The organism is Cognatundibacterium curvum (genome assembly GCF_014284235.1).
GTDB classification, from domain to species: domain Bacteria; phylum Pseudomonadota; class Gammaproteobacteria; order Burkholderiales; family Burkholderiaceae_D; genus Undibacterium; species Undibacterium curvum.
Window position 1 is genome coordinate 244,012 of record NZ_JACOGD010000004.1, and the last position, 24,142, is coordinate 268,153.

Annotated in this window: 18 protein-coding genes; 8 read left to right on the forward strand and 10 right to left on the reverse strand. The window is 51.3% G+C overall.

The window, feature by feature from the left end; genetic code table 11:
- Window positions 1-320: 320 nt before the first annotated feature.
- A complete protein-coding gene (locus H8K43_RS09285) occupies window positions 321-1,034 on the forward strand; it encodes a DUF6445 family protein (protein WP_222610999.1) in 714 nt (237 codons plus the stop codon).
- A 95-nt stretch (window positions 1,035-1,129) separates the two neighbouring features.
- Here the strand turns inward: H8K43_RS09285 and H8K43_RS09290 are convergent, their stop codons facing one another.
- Window positions 1,130-3,769 carry a TonB-dependent receptor gene (locus tag H8K43_RS09290; protein WP_186903569.1) on the reverse strand — a complete coding sequence of 880 codons (2,640 nt, stop codon included), beginning with the start codon at window positions 3,767-3,769 and terminating at the stop codon, window positions 1,130-1,132.
- A 1,203-nt stretch (window positions 3,770-4,972) separates the two neighbouring features.
- Here H8K43_RS09290 and H8K43_RS09295 point away from each other — a divergent pair.
- From H8K43_RS09295 to H8K43_RS09305, 3 genes are all read left to right on the forward strand, one after another.
- The gene (locus tag H8K43_RS09295; RefSeq protein WP_186903570.1) at window positions 4,973-7,084 is read left to right on the forward strand and encodes a tetratricopeptide repeat protein; all 2,112 of its coding nucleotides are present in this window, start codon (window positions 4,973-4,975) and stop codon (window positions 7,082-7,084) included.
- 5 nt (window positions 7,085-7,089) lie between these two features.
- A complete protein-coding gene (locus H8K43_RS09300) occupies window positions 7,090-8,580 on the forward strand; it encodes a M48 family metallopeptidase (RefSeq protein WP_186903571.1) in 1,491 nt (496 codons plus the stop codon).
- Window positions 8,581-8,748: 168 nt separating this feature from the next.
- The gene (locus H8K43_RS09305; RefSeq protein ID WP_329604503.1) at window positions 8,749-9,525 is read left to right on the forward strand and encodes a YoaK family protein; all 777 of its coding nucleotides are present in this window, start codon (window positions 8,749-8,751) and stop codon (window positions 9,523-9,525) included.
- Window positions 9,526-9,570: 45 nt separating this feature from the next.
- Here the strand turns inward: H8K43_RS09305 and H8K43_RS09310 are convergent, their stop codons facing one another.
- A complete protein-coding gene (locus H8K43_RS09310; protein ID WP_186903572.1) occupies window positions 9,571-11,235 on the reverse strand; it encodes a peptide chain release factor 3 in 1,665 nt (554 codons plus the stop codon).
- Window positions 11,236-11,532: 297 nt separating this feature from the next.
- On the opposite strand from H8K43_RS09310, the gene H8K43_RS09315 reads away from it, so the two are divergent.
- The 3 genes from H8K43_RS09315 to sppA all read left to right on the forward strand — a co-directional run bounded on the left by H8K43_RS09315 (window position 11,533) and on the right by sppA (window position 15,270).
- Window positions 11,533-12,246 carry a hypothetical protein gene (locus H8K43_RS09315; RefSeq protein WP_186903573.1) on the forward strand — a complete coding sequence of 238 codons (714 nt, stop codon included), beginning with the start codon at window positions 11,533-11,535 and terminating at the stop codon, window positions 12,244-12,246.
- A gap of 136 nt (window positions 12,247-12,382) precedes the next feature.
- Window positions 12,383-13,396: a S1/P1 nuclease gene (locus tag H8K43_RS09320; protein WP_186903574.1), complete on the forward strand. Its 1,014-nt coding sequence runs from the start codon at window positions 12,383-12,385 to the stop codon at window positions 13,394-13,396.
- A 17-nt stretch (window positions 13,397-13,413) separates the two neighbouring features.
- On the forward strand, window positions 13,414-15,270 hold the full coding sequence (gene sppA / locus H8K43_RS09325; RefSeq protein ID WP_186903575.1) for a signal peptide peptidase SppA: 1,857 nt from the start codon (window positions 13,414-13,416) through the stop codon (window positions 15,268-15,270).
- Window positions 15,271-15,336: 66 nt separating this feature from the next.
- Here the strand turns inward: sppA and H8K43_RS09330 are convergent, their stop codons facing one another.
- The 3 genes from H8K43_RS09330 to H8K43_RS09340 all read right to left on the reverse strand — a co-directional run bounded on the left by H8K43_RS09330 (window position 15,337) and on the right by H8K43_RS09340 (window position 18,908).
- Window positions 15,337-16,473, reverse strand: a complete 1,137-nt coding sequence (locus H8K43_RS09330) for an ATP-grasp domain-containing protein (protein WP_186903576.1) — start codon at window positions 16,471-16,473, stop codon at window positions 15,337-15,339.
- Between the two features lie 367 nt (window positions 16,474-16,840).
- Window positions 16,841-18,073 carry an acyl-CoA dehydrogenase gene (locus H8K43_RS09335; protein ID WP_186903577.1) on the reverse strand — a complete coding sequence of 411 codons (1,233 nt, stop codon included), beginning with the start codon at window positions 18,071-18,073 and terminating at the stop codon, window positions 16,841-16,843.
- A 103-nt stretch (window positions 18,074-18,176) separates the two neighbouring features.
- Window positions 18,177-18,908, reverse strand: coding sequence for a histidine phosphatase family protein (locus H8K43_RS09340; protein ID WP_186903578.1), 732 nt, complete (start codon window positions 18,906-18,908; stop codon window positions 18,177-18,179).
- 181 nt (window positions 18,909-19,089) lie between these two features.
- On the opposite strand from H8K43_RS09340, the gene H8K43_RS09345 reads away from it, so the two are divergent.
- The gene (locus tag H8K43_RS09345) at window positions 19,090-20,025 is read left to right on the forward strand and encodes a LysR family transcriptional regulator (protein WP_186903579.1); all 936 of its coding nucleotides are present in this window, start codon (window positions 19,090-19,092) and stop codon (window positions 20,023-20,025) included.
- Between the two features lie 97 nt (window positions 20,026-20,122).
- Here H8K43_RS09345 and H8K43_RS09350 read toward each other — a convergent pair whose 3' ends face one another.
- The 5 genes from H8K43_RS09350 to trmD all read right to left on the reverse strand — a co-directional run bounded on the left by H8K43_RS09350 (window position 20,123) and on the right by trmD (window position 24,141).
- Window positions 20,123-20,461, reverse strand: coding sequence for a DUF3579 domain-containing protein (locus tag H8K43_RS09350; protein ID WP_186903580.1), 339 nt, complete (start codon window positions 20,459-20,461; stop codon window positions 20,123-20,125).
- Window positions 20,462-20,846: 385 nt separating this feature from the next.
- Window positions 20,847-21,797 (reverse strand): CobD/CbiB family protein, encoded by a 951-nt coding sequence (locus H8K43_RS09355; protein ID WP_186903581.1) that lies wholly within the window; start codon window positions 21,795-21,797, stop codon window positions 20,847-20,849.
- Window positions 21,798-22,045: 248 nt separating this feature from the next.
- Window positions 22,046-22,711: a CoA pyrophosphatase gene (locus H8K43_RS09360; RefSeq protein WP_329604504.1), complete on the reverse strand. Its 666-nt coding sequence runs from the start codon at window positions 22,709-22,711 to the stop codon at window positions 22,046-22,048.
- A 166-nt stretch (window positions 22,712-22,877) separates the two neighbouring features.
- On the reverse strand, window positions 22,878-23,261 hold the full coding sequence (gene rplS / locus H8K43_RS09365; RefSeq protein WP_162021305.1) for a 50S ribosomal protein L19: 384 nt from the start codon (window positions 23,259-23,261) through the stop codon (window positions 22,878-22,880).
- A 133-nt stretch (window positions 23,262-23,394) separates the two neighbouring features.
- Window positions 23,395-24,141 carry a tRNA (guanosine(37)-N1)-methyltransferase TrmD gene (gene trmD / locus H8K43_RS09370; protein ID WP_186903736.1) on the reverse strand — a complete coding sequence of 249 codons (747 nt, stop codon included), beginning with the start codon at window positions 24,139-24,141 and terminating at the stop codon, window positions 23,395-23,397.
- Between the last annotated feature and the right edge of the window lies 1 nt (window position 24,142).

Genomic DNA, 24,142 nt, shown 5'->3' on the forward strand with positions numbered 1-24,142 from the left:
AGTCACACTCGTCGCCTTTCTCTTAAGCCTTTCTCCGTGTCTCTGTGCCTCTGTGTTAAACGCTTTTCAGGTGTTAAGCGCTTTTAAGGTTTTAAGCGCAGGCAGACTAAGACCACTTTTTCAGGCAATCATTCATATGCCATCAAAATCGTGAGGAAAATCAACTAAATCATTGCACTGTAGTTTTGCTGAAACTGGATGTCAAGCGGTATCTATGTGGTATTACAAATTCACAAGCACATACGACAAATCCATCCTGAAAATGCTATGCTTGAACAGACCTAAAAAACGCATAACAGTTACGATTTCACATCTACATCATGTCCATAAAATCCCGCTTCACACTCCGCCAACCGGTCGATATTCAATGCGTAGACATCGCAGGTCATCAGGCTCTGATCATCGATGATTTTCTGGAACAACCTGAAGTCTTACTGCAAATCGCAGCACAAAGCCAATTTGAAATCTACCCTGGCGTCGCTCAACAAAAAGGCTATCCCGGCATACGCGCACAGGCACCGGAAGACTACTCGCAAGTACTGACCGAATTTCTCGAGCCTGTGATGAGGCAGTTTTTTGCCATCCCGGAAGAGCTCGGCCTACGTAAAAGCATCTGCGCATTTTCACTCACGACGACACCCGCCGCGGAACTGGGACCATTGCAGCGCACTCCACACTTTGATGCGAGCACCCCGCATCACATGGCAGTGCTGCTGTATCTGTGCGACGAAAAACATGGTGGTACCGGCTTTTACCGGCACAATACAACCGGGCTACAGCAAATCAATGCTGACAACCGCGAACATTATCTCGATGTGTATTACGAGGAAATCAATGCAAGACGTCCGGCCCAGCGTTATTTTGATGACTCCAGTGCAGAATTCACTTTCCTCGGCATGATTCCTGCCAAATTCAACCGCCTGGTAATCTACCATGGCAGCCTGCTGCACTCGGCCTGCATTAATCCCGCGATCAGCTTAAGCAGCAATCCTTTGCAAGGCAGGTTAACTTTAAACAGTTTCTTTGATTTCTGAAGCCTTACTCTGGCGTGCTGTCAGCAACTGAAACTCTGCCCTGACGAAAAAAATGCCCGGTCTGCACCGGGCATTTTCATTCAGAGTCACACTGATCAGAACTTCGCGCTGACGCTGACACGATAGGTAGTCTCCCCCATGAAGGACCAGGCTGGGTAGCCGGCTTTCAAAGGATCTTTCACCGTTGTGTTCACACCTGCGGCACCGTACTGCACATCATCAGCTTTCAACAGATTCGTGGCTTCAAATGCGATACGTACTTTGTCAGTGATGTTCCAGCCCAGGCTCAGATCCAGCGTGCCGTAAGCATCGTGCATACGGTTGCCGTACCAGCCAGTTTCACGAACCATGTACTTAGAACGCCAGTTATACGCCAGACGTGCTGAGTACGTTGGATTTTCCCAGTAACCAACCAGATTCACATTGTGCTTGGAAGACAAAGTGAACACATTCAGCTGATCCTGATAGCTGGTAGCCGGTGCAGTTGCATTAGCCAGTGTGTAGTTAGCGACTGCGCCGAAGCCATTATCAAACGAATGGTTGATCTGTGCTTCGATACCATCAATCTTACCGCCGCCAGCATTGACGTACTGGTTCACAGTCCAGCTGTCTTTACCGCTGTCAGGGCTGACCACACCGATGCTTTGATTGATCTTAGTGTTGGTGGTGATGAAGTTATTGATATCTTTGTGGAAGTACATCAAAGAGATCAGGTTACCTTTACCGTAGTAATACTCAACACCCAAATCCAGCTGTGTGGATTTCATCGGCTTCAGGCCTACGCTACCGTAAGTCACTGTTTCATTACCTGCCACGCCATCCTGGAAACCAGTCTGGGTTGCGATAAACATGTTATCGAAATTAGGACGGGTGATTGCTTGCGAAGCAGTAAAACGCAGGATAGTGTTTTTATTGAGATCAAAAGCAGCATTCAGACTAGGCAAAATATCGTTGTAATCTGCAGACTGGCTGATGATGGATTTGCCCCAGCCAGCATTCTGTGCGATATCGCCAGCTGCCACTGCAGTACCATCCAGCTTATAGCCTTCAGCAGTTGCCTTAGTGCGTACATAACGCGCGCCGAAGTTACCATGCCATTGGTCTTTTTCGAAATTGAACATACCGTAAGCTGCAGTGTTGTCTTCTTTCAGTACACCGTAACCACCACGTTCACGTACCCAGCCAGTGATGTTCTGGGTTGTGTTTGCCATCATCGCGCTGATGTTAGGACGTGGAGATGACCAGCCATTCGTGCCCATCGCGATCGTGCCATCGTACAAACCAGCTGTTGGCACTTCTATCGCTTTCGCTGCGAACTGAGCACGGTCTGTGCCTTTTTCAAAGGTATGCTGAGAAGCGCGGAAACCGGTCTTGAACGAGGAAATCGCCCCCATATCCAGATTCAGCAACAAATCTGCCTGAGCAAAGTTTTCTTTGTCGGAGTTGGGTCCGCGTGAAGTCGCCCATGAACCTGCAGGACCTGCGCTGGCTGGCAGATTGCCCAGACCAACAGACTGGTTCGATCCCGGTGTAAGGATAATTTGCTTACCGGTCGCATCCACACCACCTGTCCATTTCGGCAGATTGGCACCGGCAGTCCAGGAACCATAAGAATAGTTAGTCGTCATCGACGTACCACCATCCGCTTTAGTCGTACCTGCTACTGCATCGATTTTATAGCCTTCGCCCTTGAACGTACCGTTCAGTGTCAGGCTGTCAGAACTCATTTTCGCAGTACGTGCCCAGGTTTGCAGGAAAGCGTCAGTTGCTTTGGCCGCACTGGTGTTACTGCTTAAGCAAACGCCTTTAGGATTGAAATCCGAGGTCACAGCAGCATTGCGGCTGGTGCAGTTAGGATCATGGAAAATGTAATGGCTGGTATTCGAGTTATCTGCATCCAGTTGCAATTTCAGATAATTCAAACCGATATCGAGACCCTTGACCGGACGTGCCTGTACGCTCAGATTCAGCGCGGTGCGCTTACGCTCCTGAACAAAAGTAGTCGGTGCCACGTCGGCAGACCAGCGCGAATCCGATTCGATACCACGGCGAATATAGTCGCCGTTTTCACCAGCAGCAGCAACCAGGATACCAAAAGAGTTAGCGTCATTTTTCCAGCTGAACAGACCCGACAGATCTTTGCTCAGACCATCACTGACTGTACCTTTGCCCAATTTGGCGCCGACAAAAGCAGAACCTGCAGCCATATCGAGGGGCTTGCGTGTTTTGACGATGACGGTACCACCGATACCGCCTTCAGTCAGATCAGCCTGGGAGGATTTGTACACATCCATGCCGCCTATCAGTTCGGATGGCAGCAAAGAGTAGTTGAAAGAGCGGTCTATGGTTTGCTGATCATACCAGCCAGTAGAAGCAACTGTCTGACCATTCAGTGTGGTGTAAGTCATTTGTGGATCAGAGCCACGCACCGAAACAGAGGCACCCTGACCAAATGCGCGACCAACCGACACGCCCGGAATACGACCCAGCGATTCACCGACGTCAGTGTCCGGCAATTTACCTACATCTTCTGCAGAAACGGCATCAACCACAGAATTGGCGTTGCGTTTAATATTTGTCGCACTTTGCAAAGCTGAGCGTATACCAGTCACCACAACTTCTTGCGCCTTGGACTGATCGGCCTGTTGCGCCTGCGCGGACATGGAAGCACTGAGTACCATCAGTGCAACTGCTGACGCGATTGGCGTCAAACCAGGTGTTGAATTACGTTTCATTTACTCCCCCAAGATTTTCTAAATAGATTTCCAGCTCGCAGTCTTTGTGTCCGCAAACCGTTTTTTCACCTACCATAAAACACAGCCAAACAAACGAGGAAAATCCACTTCAATGCCACTCAAATCAGAAGTGGGCTGATATTGAGACCCAGCAGCCTACAAAATTAACTGGATATCAATACAGAATTCGCCTGATCAGACTGAAAGCCGCTGCACACGTTTTTCAGACTCTGGCCTGAAGTCGCCATCACAATAACGCTGGAGACTCCGGTCTGATATCAGCATGAAATTCAAGGTATTAGCCCTCTTATAATTTCACATCAAGCTCAAACGGGTCTCACTTTAAGTAGCACAAAAGTGGTTGTCAAGCGGTATCTACGTGGTATTACCTATCATCTTATTGGTATTAATTATATGCGTGAAATAAATAAGCTAAGTTGATATTTTAAAAGAGTATTTTTAAATAAAAATTTTTTCCTAAGCAAAAGTGGTCTGTTTATTTTTCCCAACATCACTCTAAGTCACAGATCACAATTTACGGCATGAGGCCTGCTAAGGAAAAAAAAGTGAGGCGATCCAGGCGCCATCATTTTTCACCTGAGATCAGCCTGCACTCCCAATCCGTGACAAGCAGAAAAGTGCCTCAGTCACTGGCAACACTGAAATAAAACCAGCCCCTGTGTAAAACTCAACATTTCAGCAATCCATCATTAACAGTATTTTTTTGATATTAAAAATGAAAAGATAGCGCCATGCCAAATTTAAAGTGGTATTACAGTCATCCTTAGCCAAAATTATTTGGTTCCGCACCTGCATGGCGGCCCGACAACCCAAGCTGGAAACCGCAGCAAGGATGTTTTACTCTGTTGCAAATTCGCTCAAAAGTATATTTTTTTTAAATAAATGTCTGAAAATACGAAAAGACATGATAAAAATTGGTATATCAACAATCAAAATTGATGAATGTATCAGACATCCGCACTATCACCTCAGCGAATCAAGCCTGCGATACAGCGAATGATTGATGGACAGTGCCATTCACCGGCTTGCCCGCATGTGCATCTAGGTTCAACTTCTGACTCATCGGGGAAGTCGGTATCAGCTCCTGCATGCACCGGAAATTCACTGCTCCACAAGCTTCGTTTTTATTATCAACAGCACTGAACATGCGGGTATTTTTCCTATTTCTTTTGTATCAGCTTTATGTCCATTTCAGATCCTGCTCAGCTTTTACAGCGCATTCCCGAACTCGAGGAACTCTGCGCAGACCCTAAAATTATCCGTGCCATTGCCAGCGGCGACAGCTTTAAAGTTTACCGGGCATTGGTAATTGCACGTCTGCTACGCCGCTTGCCGCAACATCAGCAACTGTTGAAGCAACTGACCAGTGAACGCCGGCTATTCGCTAAGCCACTCAAGGGTACGCCTGCACTGGGTAGCTTTTATTCGCTGGGCTTCAACTTTATCGGCCAGTCGGAAACCGACACCGACAACAGCTATATCGCCATGCACGCCCTGGCGGTATTGTTTGTCGTGCCAGTGATACCGCTGGGGGCCTATGTGGTCAAGAGTACGGGCGATCGCCAATGGCAAATCTATGCCCGCGCACCGCTGGGATTGGCCGGCTGGCTCTACACACGGGGCGTGGCAGCCAGTCTGGTCGTCATGGTGATGGCAGGTGCGATACACAGTCAGTACGCAAGTCAGCATCAGGAAATCACCATGCTCAATGGTTTTAATCAGACGCTGACGATAGAGGCGGCCGGACAATCAGTGCTGCTGGGTGCAGGTCAGCGCCAACAACTGACTCTGCCTGCCGGCAAGTTGCAATTAATCGCCAGAGCAAATAATCAGGAAGTGATAGACCGTCTTGATATTGAATTAAAGAGCAGTGATAAGCTCAGTATCTGGAATATCGCAGGTGCTGCACCGCTGGTTAAAAACACCCACACTTACTACAAGGTGAAGCCGGTTCAGGCGGAGTCAGCTGGAAACCAAGTCGTATATTGCGGCAAACAGTTTATAGAGTTTGAGAATATTGAATATCCATTCACCGAACCACCGCAATCCATACAAATGAGCAAACACGCAGAAAGTAAAAGCGTAGAGCAACTGGATGTCATCCGGATTCAGGATGGCGACGGAGCACATGCCTGTGTCAGATATGCATTTGGAAATGGTAGTGAACAATTGATGGTTGCTACATTAGAAGCAATTGCAAAGATGAATCAATGGACGGAGAGCGATGCGCTTTCCGCAATCTATACCGCCCGTATGACCAGCCTCAGTGAAGCAATCCGGCTTAGCCGCCTGGCGCATAAAAAGCAGCCGGAAAACCTGCGCCTGGAACGCATACTGCAAGACCTGCGCAACGAACAGGGCGCGAACCGCGAACAGCTCAGCGAATATGACGCAAAAGCGAAAGCCAGTCCCGATAATCCTGACGCGCAGTATCTGTATGCGTCGCTACTGCAGGGCAAGGCTGGGCTGACCGCAATCCAGAAACTGCATGGGCGCTTTCCAGACCATACGGCAATTCTGCGTAGCCTGATATGGCGTGAATATATACATGGCGATTACCAACAGGGTTTGCGCCACCTTGCCCGGTTACACCAGCTTTCAGAACCTGATGCTCAGCATCTTGGTGACGAAGAGATTTTCATGCTAGTAGCCTTGCAACGTCCTCAGGATGCAATGGCCATGCTCGACCGCTATCTGAGCAGTGACAGCTATGAAGATAAGTTCGGTGCAGCTACGCAATTGATACGCATATACCAATTGCTTGGCAAAGATACCGGTCTGGCTATCAGCAGACTGCCGGAACAACTGCGCAAGGACCCGGCAGCACTGGAGGTTTTATCGGCCCGTACCGGCTTGTTAACACAAACAAAAAATCCTGCAACTGAACTTCTTCTTAAATCGTATAAAGCGTTGCGTGAGCAACCTGAAAAATTGATGGGCATAGTACAGAATTTCAGCATACAGCAACTCAATCAGCATTTCGGGCGTGACCAGCTGTACTTACTATTCGTCAAAGCCAGTCAGAGTGAGAAAAAACAACTGGAAGACCGTCTGGCTATTGCACTGAACCTTGCCAAACCTGAGCGCGAAAAAATCAAAGCCTATATCCGTGGCGAAGCAATGAATCTGGATGAATACGACATCGAACCGGATTTGTGGAATGCCGCCCGGCTGCTGCGCTCTTTCCATCCAGGTATACCGAAAACTGAACAGCAGTCGCTGCGCCAGCAAGTCATCAAAAATGACGTGATGCACGGTGCCATCAGCTATGCAGCACAACACTGGCAAGGATAATCATCATGCAAACACAAGAAAAAAATCTGCGTTACCGCGCTATTCTGATCGTTGCTCTTTGGCTGGGATTCTGGCTGATCGCACTGAGTCTGATAGCTGGTTTATTATGGATACCGTATACACAAATTCATTTTCGCTCACTCAATTTTTCCGGCGTAATCGCCGCCATTGCCGCATTCTCGCTGGCTTATGCATTACGCCCACGCTGGCAAAAAAAACAGCAGTCCAACAAGGTACATCCGCTGCAGCGCGAGCAGGCACCTGCCTTGTATACTCTGGTGGAAAACATCGCGGCATCGCTTGAGGTGAAAGCCCAGGTAAATATTCAACTGATCGCTGCGGCCTCCGCTTACATCAGTCCTGAAAGAAACTGGTTAGGCCAGATCCGCTCACTTGAAGTCGGCTTAGGCCTGCCCTTATTGTCAAGTTTAAGTGAGCGCGAACTCAGCACCGTCATTGCGCATGAATTTGGACACTTCGTCGGAGGTGACTTATCTCTGGGCCCATGGATTTACCGGACCCGTGCGTCCATCGCTAACACAGTCTATGATCTGGATGATTCGATTTTTTTTCTGGACTTGCTATTCCTGAGTTACGGTAAATGGTTTCTGCGCATTTCTGCCAGCATTTCCCGATCACAGGAGTTCGCAGCAGATGCGCTTGCGGCACAGAAGTTCGGCACCACTGCCAGCCGTGCCGCACTGGAAAAAGTACATCTGATTGATCCTATGTGGTCAGCCTACCTTGATCATGAATTAGGCAACGCGTTGCAGCATGGCGCGAAAGTCCCAATCTTCGAAGGCTTTCGTCGCTTTTGCAAACCTGGCATCCGGCGTGCAGAAGTGATCAAAACGATACAGCGCAGCGAAAATGCCGCCAAAACAGAGTTTGATACCCATCCCACACTGGCAGAACGGGTACAGGCAATTTGTCCGGGTTCAGAGCCTGGTATGCCACCACTTGCGGAATGTCTGCATCTGACCGGCGGCGAGGCAGCTACTGAACATGCCTGGTATCAGTCCTGGTCGCAACAGGAAATTAAAGAAGTCAGCTGGGAGCGATATGGCGTAGATATCGTGCAAAGCCAGAACAGTGAACGCTTTGCCGGCAGCTGGATGGACCCGCACAAACTGAGTCTGCGCAATCTTCCTGACCTGGCAAGCAGAGTCGACACTTTGTGGGAGCAGTTACGTCCCCAAGGCATCAGCTTCCTGTCTCCCATGGGGAAACGTCACTATATTTCATCCATACTGGAAGACTGGATCTGTGCCTGCCTGACTCAATATGGGTTTCGGCTTGATTACGTACCGGGAAAAGACGTAATACTGCACCGCGATGAGACCGCACTCTCACCAAGGCAATTATTAGAACAGGCGATCGAAAGCAAACTAAGCGCAGAGTATCTGCAACAGTTTGAGCTGACGCCGGATACCCCCACAGTTGCACCCGCATCCGCGCCAATTTCCAGTGCGCTGAACAGCGAAGCTCTCGCCTGATAACTAGCAGGTAAACGACAGGCAAGGAGAGTGCCGGGATGGCACTCTCCATTTTGCAGTCTCCATTTTGCAGTCCCCCTTTTGCGGTCTCCATTTGGTACTATCCACATGGCACTCTTTCCCTTGCTCACAAGGTACAATGCCCGGAGACACCCCTATGCCCGCTTCATGCTGCCCTCACTACGCCGCTCTCTGATTATGCCGCTTCACTATCTGTCTGCACTCACCTCACCAAAACGCACCGCCAGAACCAATCTGCATCTGGGTATCGCTTTGGCTGCGATAGCTGGTGCGATCAATGCAGGTGGTTTTCTGGCGGTGGGCAAATACACCTCGCACATGACAGGCATGCTGTCAGAAGCCGCGGATGATTTTGTACTGGGACGCTGGCTGGCTGCACTGGCAGCTTTATTCATGTTACTGAGTTTCGCGGCAGGCGCGGCCAGTACTGCCATGATGATCCACTTCGCACGCGATCACCGCATGCGCTATATCTACACGCCGGTATTGCTGCTGGAAGCCGCGCTGCTATTGGTGTTCGGCCTGACTGGCACAGAGTTACAGACCCATGCGCTGGTCACGGTATCGCTGACCACCGTCTTGCTGTGCTATCTGATGGGCCTGCAAAATGCACTGATCACGAAAATTTCGAATGCAGAGATACGCACTACTCATGTGACAGGCCTGGTCACCGATCTGGGCATAGAACTGGGCAAACTGCTTTACTGGCGCCGTGTCAGAAAGCTGTTGCCGGATCAGGAGCTGGCTGGTGTGAATATAGAAAAACTACGTCTGTGCAGCGTGCTGGTAGCCGCATTTTTTGGTGGTGCCTTAGTGGGTGCAGCGGGTTTCAAGCATCTGGGTTTTGTCGCAACAGTACCGATTGCACTTGGACTGATTACGCTGGCACTGGCACCGAATCTGAAACCACGCAGCCAAAAATAAAACCGGCTCAAGGCCGGTTTTATTGCTAACTCTGCAGAGTAAACATCAGCTCAGTTTCGCTGCATGCTCACGTGTAGCATGGAAGGTAACGCCAGGCCAGCGTTCCTGCGTCAGTTTCAGATTGACACCGGAAGTCGCCAGATAGGCCATATTACCAGCCGCATCAAAAGCGATGTTCGCACCCGCCGATGAGCGCTCAAAATCGGCCAGCATTTTCTTATCGTCACAGGTGATCCAGCGTGCACTGCTGATGCTGGTGCCCTCAAACACGGCATCCACACCATATTCATTTTTGAGACGGCTGGCCACCACTTCAAACTGCAGCACACCAACCGCGCCCAGCACCAGATCACTGCTGACCACAGGCTTAAACACCTGTACCGCACCCTCTTCACCCAATTGCTGCAAACCTTTTTGCAATTGCTTGATCTTGAGCGGATTCAGGATACGTGCGGTACGGAAGAAGTCCGGAGCGAAGTAAGGAATACCGGTAAATTGCAACATCTCGCCTTCAGAAAAACTGTCGCCAATCTGCATATTGCCGTGATTTGGCAAACCGATGATATCGCCTGCATACGCCTCTTCCACCTGCTCACGCGAGGACGCCATGAAGGTCACCACTGAGGACACTTTGATGTCGCGGTTCAGACGCAGGTGCTTGAGTTTCATGCCACGCTCGAAACGTCCGGAACACACGCGTAAAAATGCGATACGGTCACGGTGCGCCGGGTCCATATTGGCCTGAATCTTAAATACAAAGCCAGAGAAAGGCTGTTCATTTGGCTCAACCGAACGCACAGTCGCATCACGCTCACGTGGCGGCGGTGCCCAGTCCAGCAAGGCATTCAAAATTTCACGTACACCGAAGTTATTAATCGCAGAACCAAAGAATACCGGGGTCTGTACACCTGCGAGGAAGTCTTCCAGACTGAAGGGATGGGAAGCGCCATGCACTAATTCCACTTCCATTTTTAACTGATCCATCTCCAGCGGGAACATCTCCTGCAAGCGTGGATTGTCTATGCCTTTGATGACTTCAAATTCCTGATCGGCACGCTCACTACCCGGCGTAAACAACAGAATCTCATCGTTCAGGATGTGATACACACCGCGGAAGTTTTTACCCATGCCGATAGGCCAGGTCACGGGGGCGCATTGAATTTTCAACACCGATTCCAGTTCATCCAGCAATTCCAGCGGATCACGCGTTTCACGGTCCATCTTGTTGACGAAAGTGATGATAGGCGTATTGCGCATGCGGCAGACATTGAGCAGCTTGATGGTTTGCTCTTCCACACCTTTAGCCGCATCAATCACCATCAGCGCTGAATCCACTGCCGTCAGTACGCGATAGGTATCTTCAGAAAAGTCCTGGTGACCCGGGGTATCAAGCAAATTCACCACGTGATTGCGGTATTCAAACTGCATGACTGAAGAAGCGACGGAAATGCCGCGCTGCTTTTCGATTTCCATCCAGTCCGAGGTCGCATGACGGCCGCTCTTACGTGCTTTGACGGTACCGGCCAGCTGAATCGCGCCGGAAAACATCAGCAGCTTTTCTGTCAGTGTGGTTTTACCCGCATCCGGGTGAGAAATAATGCCGAAAGTACGGCGCCGGGCCACTTCACGGTTGATCAGATTTTTTGACGGCGCACTGTTGGTGACCGTGCTTGAAGTAGCGTCGTCCGGGGATTCGTTGATGGTAGTCATAACAGGTGCCGCAAATTGGAAGGAAAACCCATCATTTTAGCTGGTATTGCTCCTCAAGTCGAATCATAGTGTACTGACAAGTACGCCTTACAGATTAGACAGATACCAACATCCAGCTCTGGTAATATTGCCGGTGCGATATGTTAATACCAATGCATAGCAGCACCTGGATTGGACATATCAGATAAAAACGGGATTAACGTAAAACTGCCAGGGCCGGGGATGCTGACCATGATCTCCCCCTTATCGGGACTAAATTGCGTCCGTCCTCAAAAATAAAATCAAAAGAGGCCTTCAATGAAAAGAATAGCTTTGCTCTGCACACTGACACTCGCTGGTATCACACCCAGCGCATTTGCCCTCACAGCAGAGCCTGCCAAAGCCGATCCGCTATGGCAGAACACCTTGCACTATGTGCGTGCCAGTTCGGGTTGGGTTGCTGGCAGCATCACTTCAGCGTATATAGCCAAAGGAAATAACTGGAAAGAGCAGGCTGATCTGGTACCGACAGCCAGGCTGCAAAGCTGGGAAAATGGCGAACCGGTGCGCATGACCGAAGACCGGTCTGACAAAAAAAATTCACGTACCGTCCACATCAGCAGCGCGATTGCCAATCATCCAGAGCTGATTCTGGCCGACTGCCCACTTCCTAAGCGTGTCGCGACACCGGCAACTGCCGCTGGCACCGTCGTATTTCAATGCAAAATTGAGACTAAGGCCGTCAACTACACTCTGACAACCAGTGTTGATCAGAACTCGGGACGCCCGCTGCGTGTAACGGCAACAGAAAATGAAACAACGGCCCAGATTGATTTTTCACAGAATGCTGAGGGTATTTCTGTGCCAGCGCAATTACGGCTGGAGTACCGCCCGGCCAATGAAGCAGATCGCTGGACCATCAATATGCTTAACGAAGACTGGCAGCGCAAACCGGAACAACAGATCAAGGCAGCGATACAGCCCGCGTTTCTCAGACTGACGGAAATTAAAATGCAGATCATGGAACGATAGATAAAGAACAGCGGTCAAAATCCGCGACGCTAAACCCTGTGCTGTTCAGGCGAGGCAGATTACCTGGTGCGCTACGCATCACCCACTTTTTACGCTGCTCCAAGGGCAGTAAATTTAAGAATTTTTCTGATTGCAAATGAAAAAACTATTCATCACTACGTTACTCATGGCAGCAACTGCCTTTCCACAACTCAGTTTTGCCTGGGGTGCAGATGGTCACCAAAGTATAGGTGCAGTGGCAGACAATCTGCTGGCGGGTACCAAGGCTGGTGCTCAGGTGAAAGCCATTTTGGGTAACAATACGCTGGAAAAAGTCGCGGTCTGGGGCGATTGCGTGAAAGGCATCGCACCGGAAAAAGACTTTGCTTACACCTCGACTGGTCGTTATCCGGAATGTGCACCGTTTGAGACCGCTGCCGGGATTGCAGCGATGGCAGATTACGTCAAACGGAATAACTCCGCATGCAATCCTGCGTTTGATGAAGAAACCTGCCATAAGCAATACCACTACGCCGACGTCGCGATTCAACACGATCAATACAAGACCGGTTATGTCGGCACCAGCGATCATGACGTGGTACAGGCAATCCGCGCAGCCGCGCTGGTATTGCAAGGTAAGGAAGCCCCAAAACCATTTTCATTCAAAGACAAAGAAGAGGCTCTGGCGCTGTTAGTTCACTATGTCGGTGATATTCACCAACCTTTGCACGTAGGTTCAGTTTTTCTGAATGCAGAGGGTAAAGTCATCGACCCGGATAGTGGCGAGTACGACCGTGGCTCGAATACCGTGGGCGGCAACGCGCTGCAATGCCCTTGCGGTAATCTGCATTCGCTGTGGGATGACGTACCGTTTAATTACAAACGCGGCAAAATGAATGAGGCCTTGAGCAAAAAAGCCAAGACCTATTCGGTGGTGAAAGCACCGGTTGAGCAGTTGCCGGTATTGTGGGCCAATGACGCCATACGCGATGCCAGAAAACTGTTTGATGGTACCCAATTCAGCAAGAGCACACCGAATCAACGCGGCAATAGCTGGTCTATCGCACTGCCACTGGAATATGAAAAAACCATGTCCAACCTGAAGGATGATGCACTGGTCCGTGCGGGCGCGCATCTGACTCAGATACTGCAAGCAATCTGGCCTGAATAACACAAGGAGCTACTACTATGCGTATTACCCCATTTCGCTGGATCGCAACCGGTTTCCGGTATCTTTGGAATGCCCTCGATACCGGTCGCCGTATTATTCTGAATTTACTCTTGTTACTGATACTAATCAGTATCGTGATCGGCATGTTTTCCGGCGGCCCCAGAAAGCTGGAAGACAAAACTGCACTGATACTGGACTTTAAAGGTGCGCTGGTCGAACAACATACCGGCAACGCACGGGATGCCCTGCTGGCGGAAGCGCAGGGGGCAGGTGCAAAAAAATCGACACAGCTGCGTGACATACTAAGCGTGCTCGACAATGCAGCGAAAGATCCTAAAATCAGCAGCGCCGTACTGCTGCTGGATGATATGGGTGGCTCTGGTCTGGCCATGCTGCGTGAAGTCGGCGCTGCACTGGACCGGTTTAAAGCCAGCGGTAAAACCGTGATCGCCTGGGGCTCGCATTTCGATCAGCGCCAGTATTTCCTGGCTTCACATGCGAATGAAATCTACCTGCATCCTATGGGGAATGTGATGATTACCGGCTTCGGTGGTTATCGCAATTACTACCGAGATGCGCTCGACAAAGTCGGCGTGACAGTGAATCTGCTCAAAGTTGGCACCTACAAGAGCTTTGCTGAACCGTATATCGCCAATGGCCCGTCACCAGCCGCCAGCGAAGCAGAAGCCTTCCTGTACAACGCCATGTGGAAGACCTATACCGACAACGTGGAGCAATCCCGTAAATTAGCGGCGGGCAGTATCAATGCCGGTATTGATCAGTTGCCGGAACTGATGAAAGCAGCCGGCGACGATGCAGCCAAGATGGCAATCAATATGAAGCTGGTCGATGGCCTGAAAACCCGCGACGAGCTGCGTGAGCACATGTACAAATTTGCACCACGTGACGCGCACAACAAGAGCTTCCGTCAGATCGGCTTTGATGACTACCTCGCGCTGCAAAAACCTAAGCTGTTTGGTGATGCGGTCGGCGTGATCGTGGCTGAAGGTGAAATCAGTGAAGGCAAGGCGCCAGCTGGCTCTATCGGTGGTTTGTCCACATCCTCGCTGATCCGTAAAGCACGTGAAGATGACTCCGTCAAAGCACTGGTACTGCGTGTGAACTCACCTGGCGGCAGTGCATTTGGCTCTGAGCTGATTCGCCGTGAACTGGAACTGACCCGTAAAGCCGGGAAGCCAGTCGTGATCTCTATGGGTAATGTGGCAGCATCAGGCGGCTACTGGATCTCTATGTCTTCTGACGAAGTCATCGCTGATGAAGCGACCATTACCGGTTCTATCGGCGTGTTCGCGATTTTACCGACTGCAGAAAAAGCGATCGACAAGTTAGGCGTACATACTGCGGGCACCACCACCACCTGGCTGGCTGAGCCTTACAATCCGCTGCGCCCGCTCAATCCTAAGTTTGCTGAGCTGGTACAAAGCAGTATCAATCATATTTACAGCGACTTTACCGGCAAGGCTGCTGCTGCACGTAAAACCACGCCTGAGAAAATCGATGAAGTGGCACAAGGCCGGGTCTGGACTGGCACCCAGGCCAAAGAACGTGGCCTGATCGACCGTACCGGCAGCTATAACGATGCGATACTGACTGCAGCCAAACGTGCCAAGCTAAGCGACTATCGCATCAGCTATGTGGAACCGGAAATGTCCCGCGTCGATAAGCTGTTTGAATTGCTGGGAGCGCAGACTGCGAAAATCCTGCACGATCAGTTCAAAGTCGCGCTGGTACCAACTGGTATCGCACCGGCTGCTGCACAGCAGATCGCGAATGATTTCAGTTGGCTCAATGAAGTCAACAAGGGGAGCAATGGGTACACCGCACTGACGCATTGTCTGTGCACAGCACCCTGAGTCAGAAATCCTGAAACTGAAATAGCTCAGCAAAAAAGCTGGCCTCTGCAAGGAGGCCAGCTTTTTTTATGTGGCGTTAAAACGCAGGCGATGCCGGATACGTAGTCGCAGTTTCGCCGCCACATGGCGCCAGTTACGCAAGGCAATGCGTGGCTCATGCCAGCGCAGGTAAGGCCAGTAACGTGGGTCCCATATCCAGCGCAGCAGACCCGCGAAATCACCGCTATCCACAGCGCGGAATACATCTTGCGGAAATAAGGGAATCACCGCTTTATGCTGAGTATGTTGCGCAGACTGCCGCCACTCTTCGCTGACCTGGCCATCTGCCAGCATACGCTTAAGGGCCGCGACCACATCCACCCCGGCCAGGCGGCCCAGATCCAGCGTCAGCGTGGGACGGAAATTCTGTTCCAGCAAATACAAAGCACCGCTCCCCTCTTGCTGTATCAGGTCAAAGCCACATAGCCCATGAAAACCAGACAACGTCCCGCTACGTTGCACGATATCGTCCAGCCCCGGAAAGGACTGAAACTGTATCGCGGCGGACGGTCCCAGCTCGCCCCAGGTACGGCTGCGGTAATACGAAAACAGACTCAATAACTGACCATGACGGAATACGGCAGATGCGCTCAGCAAACGGCCAGTAATGAACTCCTGCGCAATCCAGGCATGACTCAGATCGATCTGCGCGCACTCCTCCATAGTGTGAATGATGCGCACCGCCAGTCCCGCATAACCTTGCGCCTCTTTGAGTACCAGCGGAAAACCAAAGCGCTGCGCAGCCTGCTGCAAGTCCTGCATGGTATGACAAATCTGAAATGCAGGGACCAGAATGTCTGCGGCCTGACAAGCTTGCAGAAACTGTATCTTAGAAGTAGCAAACCCCAGTTTATCCGGCGCAATGCAATGGCGCAGCACTTGCTGCACCCAGCCTTGTTGCTGACGTTTTTCCAGTGCATACAATAAGGGATCATCGCCTATCACGATCCAGTCTGCCTGATGCTGGGGCTGTGCCAGATACTGCTGCAATTGATCCAGCAACTGATCTATATCCCCGGCGACCGAAGTGCGGCGCGTGACATAGCGCGACAAGGCGGGGTAATTTGCTGGAGGCCCAAATACGCTGACTTCGCAGCCAGCCTGATGCAACACAGCAGGCAGGCGCGACAAACCTTCCCAATAGGCGAAAGTCAGGATCAACACACGACAAACCGGCACTGTCGCACCCGCGCGCGCAGCGGGAGGCGTCTGCGTCTGAAGCTGAGTTTGGTACACGGGCAAACCTTATTGAGGGAAATAATTTGCCTGCATACTAGAACATAATGCAACATTTCTCCAGAAAAAGAGAACTGGTATGCCACTCCATCTTCAGCACATTGCAACAGCAGGACAACAGCGCGCAGCTTGCGCGCTTTTGTCCTGCATATCCGACTAAAAAAGCCTGAAAAATGCTACCTGAGTCCTGACAGGTGCTCGGTCAGAGTCCAGCTGGTATTAGCAGCAGACACATGGTGTTATGTGGCCTGCTAACACAGATAGCAGGCCACATAGCGCGACAAGCTGCAAGGCATCAGTGCGGACGGGCAGGCAGATACTTTTTCAATTCCATTTTGCCGATCTGATTGCGGTGCACTTCATCCGGGCCATCGGCCAGGCGTAAGGTTCTGGCCTGGGCATAGGCGTAGGCCAGACCAAAGTCATCGGACACCCCGCCACCGCCATGTACCTGTATCGCCCAGTCAATCACCTGGCAAGCCATAGTCGGTGCGGCCACTTTAATCATGGCGATTTCTTTGGCGGCAGCCTTGTTGCCTACGGTATCCATCATCTGCGCCGCATTCAGCACCAGAAAGCGCGCCTGATCAATCAGGATGCGGGATTCAGCGATACGTTCCAGCGTCACGGTCTGCTCGGCCACCCGTTTGCCAAACGCGACCCGCGTGACCGCACGCTGACACATTTTTTCCAATGCGCGTTCTGCCAATCCGATCAGGCGCATGCAATGATGGATGCGGCCCGGCCCCAGCCTTCCCTGTGCGATTTCAAAACCACGTCCCTCACCCAACAGCATATTGGCAGCCGGTACGCGCACGTTCTCGAACAAGACTTCGCCATGACCATGCGGCGCATCGTCATAACCAAACACCGGCAAGGCGCGCAATATGCGCACGCCCGGCGTATCACGTGGCACGATGATCATGGATTGCTGACGATGACGATCGGCATTATCCGGATCACTCTTACCCATGAAAATAAACACCTGACAGCGCGGATCATTCGCGCCTGACGACCACCATTTGCGGCCATTGATGACATAGCTGTCACCGTCTTTGCGGATCGATGCTTCAATATTGGTCGCATCTGAGGAAGCAACTGCCGGCTCTGTCATGGCAAAGCAAGAACGTATCTCGCCGCGCAATAAAGGCTGCAGCCATTGCGCCTGCTGTTCCGGCGTGCCATAGCGTGCCAGCACTTCCATATTGCCGGTATCCGGTGCCGAACAATTGAATACTTCGGGCGCCCAGACTACCCGCCCCATGATTTCACACAGCGGTGCATAGTCCAGATTCGTCAATCCTGCGCCATGACCTGACTCTGGCAAAAACAGATTCCACAAACCTGCTTCACGCGCTTTTTCTTTGAGCGACTCCACCACACGGGTCGGTATCCAGGCATTACCTGCAGCCCGGTTGGCCGCCACTTCATCGAAGAAGGCTCGCTCATTCGGATAAATATGCGCGTCCATGAACGCGATCAGACGCTGTTGCAGATCCTGTACTTTCTGGCTGTATTGAAAATCCATGCGGGCTCCGTTGATGTGTGGGGGGTAGACTAGTTCCTGAGCTTGATCCGAAATCCGAAATCGCGGATGCAAGTCAGTATTTGTTTGCTCTCAAAAATGCGTTTCAGACAAAGGTAATCAGCTTAGACTGATTCAATACTTCTAAATGGGCATACTGGTTCAGACCGGTCAGAAAAGCGGAACCGGCGCCGGGGCCAGCTTCCGGCACCAGCAGACGGGTCACACCGGTATTCACCAGTGACCAGTTAAACCCGGCGAAGCGCGCATCTTCAAAGCCCAGCAGATGCTGGCAAATCGCAGAAATGGTACCGCCTGAAGTGAAAATCACAATGTGCTTCGCACCATCCTGCAACGCCATTTGCGCCTGCAGACCCTGTACGCAACGCAGCTGGAACGCGCGCCAGGTTTCCGAGTATTCGCTATCGTACTCACCTGAAATCCAGCGTGTGATGGCGGCCGCAAAAATCTGTTGAAAAGCATGCTTGCCGTCCGGGGTATCCATCAAAAAGCGTTTTACCACACGCGGATCATCAAACTCCGGCGTGTGGCGTGCCAGCACTTCGTGGTGGTTATACTCGTTCAGACGTGCGTCTTGCTGCCAGTTACTGGCATCCAGTGCGGCCTCAGGCAAATCCAGCCAGCTGGACAGGCAAGCTGCTGCTGTTTGGTGATGGCGTTGCATCGCTCCGGTGACGACCCGCGCCACCGGCATATCGCGTTCTGCCCACCATCGCCCCAGATGACGTGCCTGCTCAGCACCCAAAGGCGACAATTGATCATAATTTTCACTGCCAAATGAAGCTTGTCCATGTCGCACTAAAAAAATCTGTGCCATATCTGCCCTTCAATGCTGAGTATAGAAATGCTGTCTGAAGTTCCTTGCTTGCAGCAGTGCCTGACTGGGAAGACGTCGACAAGCTGCAATGCGCTGCAACAAACTAAAAAGTATGTGCGCAGTGTAAGTCCAGCCCTATAATCAATCAAATGAATACTAGTAATCATTATTTATAAATATTATGCATTTATCCCGTGTTGATCTGAATTTGTTTGTCGTGTTTGTCGCGGTGTACACCGAAGGCAGCGTGACGCGCGCAGCGCAGCAACTGAACCTGACGCAGCCTGCCATCAGTCATGCACTCAAACGTTTACGCGATTTATTTCAGGACCCTTTGTTTATCCGGCAAGGACAAAGCATGGTGTCTACGCCAATGGCGCGTAACCTGATCGAGCCGGTCAGGCAGGCACTGCGCGGGCTGGAGCTGAGTATGCAGGAACATGCGCGCTTTGACCCGGCAACCGCCAGCAAGCAGTGTCATCTTGCTTTGCGCGATGTGCTGGAATCCACTATCCTGCCGCCGCTGCTGCATCAACTGACGCAACAGGCGCCGCAGATACAGCTACAGGCTATCCAGGTCGAGCGGCGCGAACTGGTGGCTGAACTGGCGGCCGGCACGCTGGATCTGGCGATCGATATGCTGCTGCCGCTGTCGGGTGAAATCCGGCGTCAGCGCATTTTGCAGGATAAAACTGTGATACTGGTCAGGCAGGAACATCCTGCAATCCAAGCGCAGATCTCGCTGGAGCAATATTTGCATGCGGAGCACATACTGGCGAGCTCGAGAAGGCACGGACCGGGGCTGGAAGATGTGGAGCTGAGTCGCCTGGGATTGCAGCGCAAGATACGGCTGCGCTGCCAGCATTATTACGCCGCCTGCCGGGTCGTCAGTCAGACCGACTTGCTACTGACCATGCCGGAAGCCTATGCGCGTATTGCGAATGAACAGTTTGGCCATCAGATGCTGCACCTGCCGCTGGCCATGCCTACCTGGGATGTGTATCTGTACTGGCATCAGAATGTGGATCAGGATCCGGCCAATCTGTGGTTACGTGAGTTGGTGATCAATGCGGTGGCACCTGCCACCCTGGCGCCAACACCCGTGACGACAGACTGAGGCTGACTGGCAGGCTATGAATGAGGTGCTGGCTCATGGGAAATGCGCGTGACAAGGGCTACCATAGGACAACGGGCCAGCCAGTCAGGCTACTCTTTTACCTTTTAGTCTCTGCCTCATCCGGCAGCAGACAGGCATCAATAATCTGCAGATCATTGTCCTTGGCAAAACTCAGGACAAAGTGATAGGCCAGGGGCTCGATATCGCGAATCGCTTCATTCACCACCACAGAGCGCACACCATTGAGCAAAATCGGACGCACATAGGGCGAATACTGCAAATGGGCATGCCTGCCCCCGTCGGGACTGAAACACGACATGGCACCGCATAAGCGCTCGGCCCAATCGCTGGGACGGAACTGTTTTCCACTGCTGGTCAGACCCAGGATGAAAAACTCGCGGACTGGCTGAGAAGGTGTTTTATTGGATTCGGCCATGTGCTCGGCTCGCTGTGAAGCAAAATTGAAAAAAGCAAAACATCATTATGTGACACTAAGCTTTCAAGATACTTCCATATTATATCTTATAGAAGACTTGGTTCGAAACCTGTGCATCAGATAAATCTGTGGAGGCAGGGCTCGAAGCCTGATTTCTGACGCAGCCCTCCCAAAAACACTTGCAAAATCAACAGGATAGCAGAATAAAATCACTCTTTTGGTGCATATTACAGTTACAGCAGCTTCGTGCTTGCCGTTCCACTATAGGCGATTTCCTGCATGATAAAAACCCGGCATCCGCTGTTTTCTACATACCCATCCGCAGACTATACAAATCAGCGGGCATAAAAAAACGCGATGCAGGCATCGCGTTTTTTGAGTTTTGTCAGATCCAGACGGCAAATGATAACAAGGCCAGCAGCAGCATCCACAATAGTAAAGCTCGCCAAACCAGTCCCACTGCGCTCTGCAGCGCGCGCGGTGTAGCTTCCGTACCAGGCTGGCTTTCCAGATCCAGGCTATCGATATCGACTGCACTTGCGTCAGCCTGTAAGATCATGGCTTTTTCTTCCGGCTCGCCAAGTCGCACGCCAAGCGCACCACCGCCAGCAGACAGAATAATGCCAACCACTTCGTCCTTCCAGCGATCAGCATAATTACGCCAGGAATACACTGCATCTTCAAAATTACCGACCACCGCAAATGCAACCGCCGTCAAACGCGCCGGTACCCAGTCTATCCAGTAAAACACTTTGGTCGCATACTGACCAAAGGCCTCATCCTGCATATGTTCAGGCTCGGTCCAGGCCCGCGCCAGGTACTCGGCAACCCGATACATCACCGCGCAGGCGGGACCAACCGGCATCAGGAACCAAAAAAACACGCCAAATACATTCCTGTGCGTCGCCATCAGCGCGCGTTCTACTGTCAAACGCGAAATTTCCGAGACATCCATGTCGCTGGTATCCAGATGCGTCCACTCGGCCAGATAGCGCCGTGCAGCTTCATCGTCACCGGAACTGAGTGCCAGTTGAATAGAAGTAAAGTAATGGCTATAGCGTCTGAAACCCAGCGTCAGGTAGACAATCAGCACATTCCAGGCCAGCGCCGCAAACGGACTCAGGCGCAGACAAAGCCAGTAAATCAGCGCTGTAGGAACGGTCAACAAACCCACCACCAGCCACCAGCCAAGGCGACCGTGCTTGACGGTACCCGCATTAAAGGAAGCCTCGATTTTATTGGCCAGAATCTGAATCTGCGTGTAAATGGGATTATCCGCCCGCAAAGGCTTCAACTGCTCAATGAGTAAAGCTAACAATATCGAGATAAATGTCATAGTGGGCTGATCCGTACTGGCTGCACCAGATGCCTGCGCATAGTTTGCAAATGCGGCAAGTGTAAACCGATTTGATGGGATTATGAAGCTTTGCGTTGATTACTTTTGATAATCATGAGCAAGACTAAATCTGCTCTGCTGCGTGCGGACCACAGCGAGCTCAATTTGCCTGCGCTGGTCACTTCATTTCATTGCATTAAGCTGACTGCCCGGCACTGAGCACAGCTTGTTATTCAACAATAGAAAAATCAGGCGCGCAAAAAGTGGTACAAATTGCGCAGCATGCCAGCGGTGGCACCCCAGATGAAGTGCTGCTCATAGGGCATGGCATAAAAATGTCTTTCCCTGCCGTCTGGCATGGCCACTAAGCGCCGCTCATGGTGTTTGCCATCCATCAGAAAAGCCAGCGGCACTTCAAACACAGATGCCACTTCGCCTTCGTCGTAACGTATCTCAAACGGTGGTTCGATGATCGCAACTACTGGCGTGACCAGATAACCAGTGCCGGTCCTATATTCGGGCAGTACGCCCAGCACTTCGATCTGCTGGCGCGACAAACCGACTTCCTCTTCGGTTTCACGCAATGCGGTATCAATCAGTGAGGCATCACTCTCTTCAAAACGACCACCAGGAAAGCTGATTTGTCCCGCATGATGCTGTAAATTAGCCGCGCGCTGCGTCAGCAATAAGCTGGGCTGAGCTCGGTTCACGACCGGTATCAGCACCGAGGCCGGACGAAATGCGGCACCGCTATGCATAGACTGTTCATCAACATTGATTTCAGGCTGCCAATCCAGCGTCTGGCGGAAGCGCTGACGCAAGCCAGCGACCGTCATGCGTTCAGCCGCTGGCATGCCTTGATCATCAATCGCAGTGACGGGAAATAATTGCGGGTTGTTCAGTGTTCGGCTCACTACAGGCTTTCCGGAAAAAACTTTACAAAATACGAAGGTCTGACTGCCCTTGCCTGCTGACCATTGACGGTTGATCATCGGCAGACCGGAGCGACTTGTAAAAAAACGCAGTGATAAAAAAAGGGACGCCTGAGGCATCCCTTTTTTATACAGGCAGAAACAGATATTACTCTGCTTTTGCTGCAACAACTTTACGTGCTGGCAATTTCTCTTTAATACGAGCAGATTTACCAGAGCGTTCACGCAGGTAGTACAGCTTAGCGCGACGTACGTCACCGCGACGTTTCACTTCGATCGAAGCGATCAGTGGAGAGTACAACTGGAATGTACGCTCAACGCCTTCACCGGAAGAGATTTTACGAACGATGAAGTTGGAATTCAAACCACGGTTACGACGGGAGATAACAACACCTTCGTAAGCCTGTGTACGTTTGCGGTTACCTTCAACAACGTTGACGCTAACAACAACTGTGTCACCAGGTGCAAATTCAGGAATGTTTTTGCCGAGGCGAGCAATTTCTTCTTGCTCTAATTTTTGGATCAGATCCATTTTTATACTCCGATAACCATCTTGCCGACGCTGCAGAAATTCTGACTGATGCCCGGTAGAGGATGGGGGTTAACATGTATGCCAACTGGCATACGCCTTACTTCCCTGCAAACAAAAAACGTAAACAGGAAACTTATAAACTACTTAAAAACTTTTCGTCAGCGCGGCTTAATAAGCCGGCTTCACGTGCGCTCTGAATCAGGTCTGGTCGTTTTTGTGCGCTCGCTTCCAGAGCACGCTGACGACGCCATTTTTCGATCTCGGCATGATTCCCGCCCAACAGCACGGCAGGTACCGCTTCACCCTCAAACACTTCAGGGCGCGTGTAATGTGGGCAATCGAGCAAACCGTTGACAAAACTATCCTCGACTGCAGATGCATCATCATGCAGCACACCGGGGATTTGACGAATGACTGCATCCATCAAGGCCATCGCCGGAATTTCTCCGCCAGACAGCACAAAATCACCCAGACTGATTTCTTCATCAACACAGCTATCCAGCAAACGCTGGTCAACTGCCTCGTAGCGACCACACAGCAGCACAACACCACTCAAATCAGCCAGTTGCATCACTTTCTGATGCGACAAACGCTGTCCCTGTGGCGACAGATAAATCACTTTTGGCGCTTGCGCACCAGCCGCGATTTGCCTGTCTTTGGCTGCCTGTATGGCATCCTGCAAGGGTTTAGCCATCATCACCATGCCTGGCCCGCCGCCGTACGGCCGGTCATCCACGGTGCGATGCCGATCAGTCGTGAAATCACGTGGATTCCACAACTTCAAGCCACATTTATTTTGTTCAAATGCTCTGCGCGTGACTCCAGACTGCGTCAGCGCGGCAAACATTTCCGGAAACAGCGTGATGACATCAAACTGCAGA

What these genes read in the sequence shown, in the direction of transcription:
- H8K43_RS09355 (WP_186903581.1), bottom strand. Translation starts at nt 21,797, where the DNA reads ATGACATTTATCTCGATATTGTTAGCTTTACTCATTGAGCAGTTGAAG.
- H8K43_RS09315 (WP_186903573.1), top strand. Translation starts at nt 11,533, where the DNA reads ATGAAAAGAATAGCTTTGCTCTGCACACTGACACTCGCTGGTATCACA.
- H8K43_RS09300 (WP_186903571.1), top strand. Translation starts at nt 7,090, where the DNA reads ATGCAAACACAAGAAAAAAATCTGCGTTACCGCGCTATTCTGATCGTT.
- H8K43_RS09290 (WP_186903569.1), bottom strand. Translation starts at nt 3,769, where the DNA reads ATGAAACGTAATTCAACACCTGGTTTGACGCCAATCGCGTCAGCAGTT.
- H8K43_RS09320 (WP_186903574.1), top strand. Translation starts at nt 12,383, where the DNA reads ATGAAAAAACTATTCATCACTACGTTACTCATGGCAGCAACTGCCTTT.
- rplS (WP_162021305.1), bottom strand. Translation starts at nt 23,261, where the DNA reads ATGGATCTGATCCAAAAATTAGAGCAAGAAGAAATTGCTCGCCTCGGC.
- H8K43_RS09350 (WP_186903580.1), bottom strand. Translation starts at nt 20,461, where the DNA reads ATGGCCGAATCCAATAAAACACCTTCTCAGCCAGTCCGCGAGTTTTTC.
- H8K43_RS09335 (WP_186903577.1), bottom strand. Translation starts at nt 18,073, where the DNA reads ATGGATTTTCAATACAGCCAGAAAGTACAGGATCTGCAACAGCGTCTG.
- H8K43_RS09340 (WP_186903578.1), bottom strand. Translation starts at nt 18,908, where the DNA reads ATGGCACAGATTTTTTTAGTGCGACATGGACAAGCTTCATTTGGCAGT.
- H8K43_RS09305 (WP_329604503.1), top strand. Translation starts at nt 8,749, where the DNA reads ATGCTGCCCTCACTACGCCGCTCTCTGATTATGCCGCTTCACTATCTG.
- H8K43_RS09310 (WP_186903572.1), bottom strand. Translation starts at nt 11,235, where the DNA reads ATGACTACCATCAACGAATCCCCGGACGACGCTACTTCAAGCACGGTC.
- H8K43_RS09345 (WP_186903579.1), top strand. Translation starts at nt 19,090, where the DNA reads ATGCATTTATCCCGTGTTGATCTGAATTTGTTTGTCGTGTTTGTCGCG.
- H8K43_RS09295 (WP_186903570.1), top strand. Translation starts at nt 4,973, where the DNA reads ATGTCCATTTCAGATCCTGCTCAGCTTTTACAGCGCATTCCCGAACTC.
- sppA (WP_186903575.1), top strand. Translation starts at nt 13,414, where the DNA reads ATGCGTATTACCCCATTTCGCTGGATCGCAACCGGTTTCCGGTATCTT.
- H8K43_RS09285 (WP_222610999.1), top strand. Translation starts at nt 321, where the DNA reads ATGTCCATAAAATCCCGCTTCACACTCCGCCAACCGGTCGATATTCAA.